Annotated in this window: 7 protein-coding genes; all 7 read left to right on the top strand. The window is 31.9% G+C overall.

The features are described from left to right. Positions 1–38 precede the first annotated feature (38 nt). Complete coding sequence (locus B5P42_RS27130) at positions 39–635, top strand: hypothetical protein (protein WP_113735682.1); 597 nt, start codon at positions 39–41, stop codon at positions 633–635. Between the two features lie 773 nt (positions 636–1408). Further along, a complete protein-coding gene (locus B5P42_RS27140) occupies positions 1409–2113 on the top strand; it encodes an alpha/beta hydrolase (protein ID WP_181458838.1) in 705 nt (234 codons plus the stop codon). A gap of 432 nt (positions 2114–2545) precedes the next feature. Further along, the gene (locus B5P42_RS27145) at positions 2546–2746 is read left to right on the top strand and encodes a helix-turn-helix transcriptional regulator (protein ID WP_000903069.1); all 201 of its coding nucleotides are present in this window, start codon (positions 2546–2548) and stop codon (positions 2744–2746) included. Between the two features lie 5 nt (positions 2747–2751). Further along, on the top strand, positions 2752–3045 hold the full coding sequence (locus tag B5P42_RS27150; protein WP_000964487.1) for a hypothetical protein: 294 nt from the start codon (positions 2752–2754) through the stop codon (positions 3043–3045). Between the two features lie 453 nt (positions 3046–3498). Continuing rightward, positions 3499–3762: a DUF3937 family protein gene (locus B5P42_RS27155; protein WP_113735684.1), complete on the top strand. Its 264-nt coding sequence runs from the start codon at positions 3499–3501 to the stop codon at positions 3760–3762. A gap of 423 nt (positions 3763–4185) precedes the next feature. Next, on the top strand, positions 4186–5055 hold the full coding sequence (locus B5P42_RS27160; RefSeq protein ID WP_113735685.1) for an RNA-binding protein: 870 nt from the start codon (positions 4186–4188) through the stop codon (positions 5053–5055). Next, complete coding sequence (locus B5P42_RS27165; protein WP_113735686.1) at positions 5055–6026, top strand: hypothetical protein; 972 nt, start codon at positions 5055–5057, stop codon at positions 6024–6026. Before B5P42_RS27160 ends, B5P42_RS27165 begins: the two co-directional genes overlap by 1 nt. Positions 6027–6071 lie beyond the last annotated feature (45 nt).

The raw sequence follows: 6071 nt of genomic DNA on the forward strand, positions 1-6071 counted from the left end.
ACCTAGCAACTTATGAAACTGCGAAAAGGAGGTAAATGATGAAGAAAATTACCATTATAATAGCAATTTTATTAATAGCTAGCGTAGGATTTTTAATAAAATATCAATCTGATAATGAGAAACTTAAAACTGATAATATAAAATTAACGAAAAAAGTGGAAAAGGTGGAGGCACAATACAATGATACGAAAAAGGAGTTATCAGCTCTAAAGAGTAACAATCAACAACAAGTAAAAGAAGCTGCAGAACGATTTCTTAAAGCTTTCCGGACATATGACACCGGTAAAGGAGAATCCTATCTTACGAATGTTGAAGCTTATATAACTCCAAATGCGAAGAAAGAATTGACACCACCAGGTGGACCGACGCAATCTGCTCCTGGGGCTGGAGATGAGAAAGAAAAGAAGAAAGTTTCATTTCAATCTGAATACACAGGTGGCGAGTTGTATTATGCATTTTTGGATACTAAAAAAGCAAATGTATTAGCTAAAGTGAAAAGCAAAATTACAGTTAATGGTGTTTCATCTGATAATATGTCATTGATGCAAATAAACCTTATCTATGATGGAAATAAGAGGTTATGGCTTGTCGACAAGCTCATACCTTTAGCAGATTTAAAAGATCGTATGCCTTAAGTGGTGTAGCCATATTAGATGTAGATTGACACTCCCACCCCTAAAGGGGCAAGCTGACTAACGTCAGTGGGATTCTTGCTACCAAAGGCGAAGTCCATTTCTGGTATCGCTGACGTGCAAGATTGCGGTGTGCCATCACCACTCTCACGACAGACCGTATAGGTTCGTGAGCTACGGTACTATCACCATACCGTACAGTTTCGTGTTCAGATGTTTTAGCGTCTTGTTCTTGACGACACATATCATTTTACCGATAGCGTGAATTCGGCTACCGAACTTCATATGATATCTTGTTTTCAAGGAACACAATGTCGTTTTAAAGACTTGTACTTGTCTATCGTTTCAGTATAACCAAAACACAACTGTTTTTCTATGAAAAAGCGATACTTTCATCCCATGCCTAAAGGCGGAATAAAGTCCGATATGGGCTTTCCCACATCGCGAAATCTGTAATAGAGGTGTAGAGATAATAAAGTTGTTTAATTTATAATATAGTCATTTAAAAAATAATATAATTGTTTAAAAATCCTTCTTCCGCTAACGGAGTAGATTAGCTCAATAAGGAATCAAAATAAGAACTTGTAGCTTCTGAAGAAATAAAAAAAAGAAAGATTTTAAATACAAAATAGACTCTGTTATATAGAGGCAGAGGGAGAGTGAAATTCATTTGTGATAAATTAGTAATAGTTTGATTTGTTTAAAACTGAGTAGAGGATTATAAAGTGTGTGCAGTTTTTGGCCAATTCCTATATGTCTTATTCGACGGAGGAAATATGCTTAAAGATAATTTTAAAATTAGTAATATTCCCACGGTTTTATGGGGAGATAAGAGTGAAAAAATTTTTATTGGAGTACATGGAAATATGTCAAATAAGGAAGATGCAGTTATTCAAATATTAGCTGAAGAAGCCAATCAAAAAGGTTATCAAGTATTAAGCTTTGATTTACCTGAGCATGGAGAAAGAAAAAATGATAATACTCCTTGCAAAGTACAGTTTTGTATTAGTGAATTATCTATAATTATGAATTACGCAAAAGAACATTGGAAAGAAGTAAGCGTGTTTGCATGTAGTATGGGAGCTTATTTTAGCCTTTTAGCCTATCAAAATGATGCGTTAAAAAAGGCATTATTATTATCACCAGTAGTTAATATGGAACGAATTATCGAAAATATGATGAAATGGTTTAATATAACACCAGAGCTTTTGCAAAAAGAAATGACTATAGAGACACCTATTGGTCAAAAGTTATATTGGGATTATTTATGCTATGTAAAAGAACATCCTATTAATACATGGAATACAGATACATATATTATGTATGGAGCCAAGGATGAACTGTGCGAATTTGAAACTATTAACTATTTTACAAAAAAACATCGTTGTGAATTAGAAGTCATGGAGACAGGTGAACATTACTTTCATACTGAAGAACAGTTAAAGATATTTAAACAGTGGTTAAACAAACATATCGATTAACAATTTACAATTTATCTTGAACCTGTTAGAGAAGAATGGTGAACATATAAACTGATATTATATTTGAGAGACATTATAAATCTGAATGTATTTACTTAAACAAACAGGTGCTTTAGTTTAATAATAATTAAACATCTTTATTAATTATTTTTGAATACCAATACCTTTAAATGTATAGAAATTAAACAAGATTGAAGAGTTTTATCACACACTAGATTGTAGCAAGGCCCTTATATTTTCATAAGAAAATTAAATAACTATATTATCGATTTACAATAGAAAAATCCCTCTTAACGTTGTTAATAAGAGGGGTTTTTAAGTGTTTACTGTAACTTTGAAATAAAGGCGTATTTTTAATTACAAAAACAATTTGTCAAAAATACTTTACGAATTGTAAGAAATAAATTACAATTTTCTTAAGAGGTGTTGCTTTTGTTACATAATAGAATTGTAGTTTGCCGAGCAGAAAAAGGTTGGACGCAAGAAGAACTGGCAAAAAGGGTGGGTGTTAGTCGACAAACTATCGCTACTCTTGAAAAAAACAAATATAACCCTTCTCTAATTCTTGCCTTTAAAATCGCAAATGAATTTGCAAAGTCAATAACTGACGTGTTCGATTATCAGGAGGAGTGAGACATATGTTGTGGTTAAAATCTGTATTTTTAGTTTTAATATTTATCAGTCAGATGTATGTAATAAAATTTCAATCAAGTGATGAGGCAAAAGACGAAAGAGGGAAAGAAATTCAATATAAAACAAATAATGTATTGTACAACATTCTATATTTAGGTATCATTGCCATTATTATTTTTCAATCGATAGATATTGTTCCTTCTGAATTTCTACCTGATTTATTGTTATATTTTGTGCTTGCATTAAGTGTATTAGGCAGTATTTTTATATTTATCAACAGACACAGGAAAAATTATTAATATGAGTTATGCGGTTTATCTTGTTCTGTTAGGTCAATGAACAAAATGTATCTTTAAATAGTAAAATTTATAAGATGATCATGAAGGAATATTATTAAACTGAAAACTGCATTCATTTAAGTAGATTACATAAAATAAACAATCTTTTTTATATAAGCTTAAGGAACCCAAAATTAAAATCTATACATTTTGATTAAACCTTTTCAAAGTGTGTGGATTTTTTCTATAATTTCATCTCAGAGCAGTATATATTACGAAAGGGAGTTTAAACAATTACTTTGTAAGCTCAAAATTCACTTTTATAAAAAATAATAGTACTTTATATCGATATAATGAATTAACATGGCATCAAAAGAATATGCAAATATGCATATTGTATTTATTTGGGTTTTTTGTATGTTAAAATTAAATATAATGATGTAAAAATATAACAAACCAAAATAAGAATATCTAATGAATTTTGAGAGGTGTTACATGTTTAAAAATAAGAAATTAATTCGATTTGGTCTAACATTATTTATATGTTTATCTATAATTGATTTTACAATCAGTTATTTTCAAACATATCTTGAATCAGCAGCAGGGATTAATTGGGTAGTTCCTGAAATTTGGAGATTTATTTTGATTGATGCTCCTGAAGGCATACTTGTTCTGTTAGGTGCAATTGCCTTATATCAATTCACAAAAGAGACATCGCAAAAAAACGTATCAATCTAAATGCGTCTTTTTATAATTCGTAAAACTCTAAAAGCTCTTATAAAGTACAATATAAAACTTCTTTTCTGTCTATAAGAATGCAGAAAGAGGTTTTTTTAATAATGTATTCACTAATAGCGGTTGTAAAAGGCCCATCTTCTAATCCTTCAAATAAGCTTTTTTCTCAAGTTCATCTATATCTACTTTTTTAGCCCTTTAAAGCTAATTTTTTTGTATACTGTCCATCCATATAATCATATACGAAAAGTTGTCCATTCTTTAATCTTTATGAATAAGGTAAGGTGCAGATCTAGTGAAAAACAATTAAAAATATTAGAGAATATTTCTAAAAAACTTAGTTTTTCAGTTAAAAGTAACAATAATTCTAGTAGAAGTATTATTTTGGGATTTTTAAATATTGAATGAGGGAGAGGAGACATTTTTATGGAGTCAAAAACTTATGAAAAGCTACAAGCATTACGTAGATATAAGGAGCCAATTCAGGCAGTATTGAGAACGGTTAAAAGACAAGATAAAGACGATTCAGATACTGAATATGCTGAGTTTGCCCTTGAAAACGGAAAGATTATAGGTATTTGTAAAAAAGAGGACTTCTCTGATTACTCTTTTAGAAGTATTACTCAATTCACAGGTAATATTTTTAATGTAGTAATTACACAAATGTCTGATGAACTGGATGTAAATAAAGTACAGGTTTCAGTAAAAGAAGCTAGCAGGAGATCGGCAGATGCGTTAATTCGTAAGTTAATAGAATTGGAGCAAGATGAAAGACTTCAGGAACCTACTTACGAAGCTGAGGTAACTGGATATAACATGAATGCTCAGGTTCCAACCATATTCTTACGCATCAATGGTGCAGAATGCTTCATGAAATTACATGAACTAAACTATGGAAGAGTGTATAAAAACGCTGTGGATCGCTATGCACCAATTGGTGAACATATCCCAGTTAAGGTTCTACAATTTAATCCAGAACAGCGACTAATCCACGTTTCTAGAAAAGCAGCCGTGGAAAATCCTTATCAGTTATTATCTGAATTAGCTGAAGGGGATACAATTGTAGGAAGGGTTGTAAATGTTGACCCGCGTTTTGGAGTTTTTGTTGAATTGGACCAAGGCTGCACAATTAAAGGAATTGTCCCTAAAACAATCGAACAGCCAGTATTGGATGACGTAGTAAGTATGAGAATTGTAAGTGTGGATGTGGAAAAAGAGAGAGGGTCGGGGGTTATCTTTAAGTTTCCATTTGGACGCAAAAAAGTTAACGACCCAACGGCGTTTTTATATAACTAATGAGTGCGCCGCAGGTTTCCGTACAAGAGAATGGAAAGGCGGTTCAATATTGGCTTAATAGGGACGAATCGTTATCACTTTGGGATGACCCCTCTTTACAGGGGGGACCAATTCTTCCAGATAAATTTAAACCACTCACAGATTTACGTAGTATATATGACAGAATTAATTCAGGTTTTATAAATGAAAAAGACAATTTAATACTAAAGCTTATTTGGGATTCATTAGCGATTACTGAAGCTCAAATTAAAAATTTTGTGGAATCTAAAATTAGTAGGTCACAGGTTTCAGAATCGCTGAAAAAACTGGTACTGTATGGATTTGTTAGTAGATGGGAGATAAAATCGGGGTTATTTCCGGATCAGCCCAAACCCTCTGCTCCAATCACTTTAAATACTGCTGGTCATTTGATGATGTGGGCTTATCATAACCGTAATACAAACTATTCTTTAAAGCCAGAACAGTGGTTAAGACTTGGAGTAGCAGGGGTACAAAGATTTGTCACTATGAATCAAATAAAATATGAGTTTGCAATAGGCCAACATTTATTAAAAAACTGGTGCTGGTATCCAAAGCTAAAAGGTACTGGTAATGGGTATAATCCAATTGCTGTTGGAGAAATTAAAACTCCAATTGGAAATCAAAACTTCATATTTGAAAGGGTACAACAGGGTCAGCGATATGCACAACACTTAAAATCGCGATTGAAAATTTGGGAAGATCAAATTCAAAATGGATCAAATAATTTATTGAACTTCGAAAACACAAAGAGTTTACCAGGAATTTTTATATTATCTATATCTAATCTTGCTTTAGCAGAACATGTTAGAAAGGAGCTAATGTTAGACTTACGAAAGATTCCTATAATGCTTGTAATAGACGAATGCATTCACAGTGAGGGATTCGCAAAATCTTTTTATATCTCAACTCAAAACGGAATTCAGCAAGCACCATTACCATTTTTGAGATAAAAAAAGCTGCTTCAGGTAAATATTGAACTGTACCCCGAATCATGG

The organism is Bacillus sp. SRB_331, from assembly GCF_003264175.1.
GTDB classification, from domain to species: Bacteria; Bacillota; Bacilli; order Bacillales; family Bacillaceae_G; genus Bacillus_A; species Bacillus_A mycoides.

Bases quoted from the DNA above. Each gene is read 5' to 3' on its own strand.
- B5P42_RS27130 (WP_113735682.1), top strand. From the start codon at position 39: ATGAAGAAAATTACCATTATAATAGCAATTTTATTAATAGCTAGCGTA.
- B5P42_RS27140 (WP_181458838.1), top strand. From the start codon at position 1,409: ATGCTTAAAGATAATTTTAAAATTAGTAATATTCCCACGGTTTTATGG.
- B5P42_RS27150 (WP_000964487.1), top strand. From the start codon at position 2,752: ATGTTGTGGTTAAAATCTGTATTTTTAGTTTTAATATTTATCAGTCAG.
- B5P42_RS27155 (WP_113735684.1), top strand. From the start codon at position 3,499: ATGAATTTTGAGAGGTGTTACATGTTTAAAAATAAGAAATTAATTCGA.
- B5P42_RS27160 (WP_113735685.1), top strand. From the start codon at position 4,186: ATGGAGTCAAAAACTTATGAAAAGCTACAAGCATTACGTAGATATAAG.
- B5P42_RS27165 (WP_113735686.1), top strand. From the start codon at position 5,055: ATGAGTGCGCCGCAGGTTTCCGTACAAGAGAATGGAAAGGCGGTTCAA.